The following is a 1739-nucleotide window of genomic DNA, read 5'->3' on the forward strand; positions in this document are numbered from 1 at the left end:
GAACCCCTCCGCCTCGGCCCCTCCGACGACGCGGAATGGGCGGCCTTCACCGCGGAGGCCCTCCTCAGGGCAGGCGACGACACCGCCCTCGGCGACCTCACCAGAGAACGCCGTACGAGGGCAGCCATCGACCTCACCTGGAACGCCCTCGCCGCCGAGGTCGCCGCGGCAGCGGACCGCGCACCCGAGATCGAGTCCGCCAGGATCCCGCTGCGCGCCCGCATCTCCGTGCGGGCCGGACTCGGCAACCTCGCCACCGGCCTGCGCCCGCCCGCCACCGGCCACGACAACCCGCACTACTTCGACGACGCGGCCTGCGTCAGAGCCTGCGTCCTCGCCGTCGCCCACCCCGGCGACCCCCGACTCGCCGCGGACCTCGCCGAGTTCGACGCCCGCTACACCCAGGACGGGGACGGTGTGCACGGAGCGAGAGCGATGGCCGCGGCCGTCTCCCTGGCCCTGACCGGCGCCCCCGTCGAGGCCTGTGTGGCCGCGGCCCTCACCGAGCTCCCCGAGGAGACGGAGATCGGCCGCAACGCCCGCCACGCCCTGCACCTGGCCCGGACCACCGGCCCCGCCTTCGCGCTGATCCCCGCCCTGGAACACGAGATCGTCGATCACGTCTACAGCTACGGCATCGCGGCCGCCGAGACCGTCCCCGTGGCCCTCGCCCTGGCCACCGCCGCCCGGGGCCGCATCGCCGAGGCGGTCCCCGCCGCGGCCTGTCTGTCCCGGGTGGCCGACTCGGCCCCGGCCCTGGTGGGTGCCCTGACCGGCGCCCTCGGCGGCGCCACCGCGATCCCCGCCACCTGGCGGGACACCTGCCGCACCCTCTCCGGCTGTGCCCTGCCCCGCCTCACCGGCACGGACCTGGTGGAACTCGCCGGACTCCTGGAAGCCGCACAACCGCCCCTCCCAGGAGGATGATTCGGGGCATGACGCCCAAAAACCAGGAAAGCACCCTCCAGGAACGCATCACCGGAGCCCTCGTCGGCGCGGCCGTGGGCGACGCCCTCGGCGGCCCGGTCGAGGGCTACTCCCCCGACCAGATCCTCGAACGCCACGCCGGCCGCGTCGACGGCATCGTCGGCCCCTGGAACGGCGACGCCTGGCGCACCGCCCGCCCCATCGCCCCGTACCACAAAGGCGACGGCCACGTCACCGACGACACCTTGATGACCCACGCGCTGATCCGGGTCTACGACCGCGTCAGGGACCACCTCGACGCCTACGCGATCGCCGACCACCTGGTCCCCGACCTGATGACCACCCCGCGCTGGATCCCGGAGCTGGAGGCGGAGGCCCTCCCCCTGCAACGCGTCTTCCTCGCGGAGAAGTGGCTGGTCGCCCGCCTCCACTACGGTCACGTCGACCCCCGGGAGGCAGGCGTCGGCAACATCGTCAACTGCGGTGCGGCGATGTACATGGCCCCGGTCGGCCTGGTCAACGCGGCCGACCCGCGGGCCGCCTACACCGAGGCCCTGGACATCGCGGGCGCCCACCAGTCGTCGTACGGCCGGGAGGCGGCGGGAGTCCTCGCGGCGGCGGTGGCCGCGGCCTGCGAGCCGGGCGCGACCCCCGACTCGGTCGTCACGGCCTGTCTGCGGCTGGCGAAGGACGGCACGCGGACGGCGATCGAGAAGGTCTGCGAAGTGGCCGCCCGGCACCCGGACTTCGAATCGGCCCTACGGCCCCTGCGGGACGCCGTGGCTCCCTACGACACGGTGGGCCCCGACTAC

At 74.5% G+C, this 1739-nt stretch carries 2 protein-coding genes; both read left to right on the forward strand.

What is annotated here, in order from left to right; translation table 11 throughout:
* Window positions 1–927, forward strand: a 927-nt coding sequence (locus EHS43_RS43890; RefSeq protein WP_148104320.1) for an ADP-ribosylglycohydrolase family protein, incomplete at its 5' end; no start/stop codon positions are given.
* 8 nt (window positions 928–935) lie between these two features.
* Window positions 936–1739 (forward strand): ADP-ribosylglycohydrolase family protein (locus EHS43_RS43895; RefSeq protein ID WP_148104321.1); only part of this gene is annotated, 804 nt, incomplete at its 3' end.

The organism is Streptomyces sp. RP5T (assembly GCF_003933965.1).
Classification (GTDB): domain Bacteria; phylum Actinomycetota; class Actinomycetes; order Streptomycetales; family Streptomycetaceae; genus Streptomyces.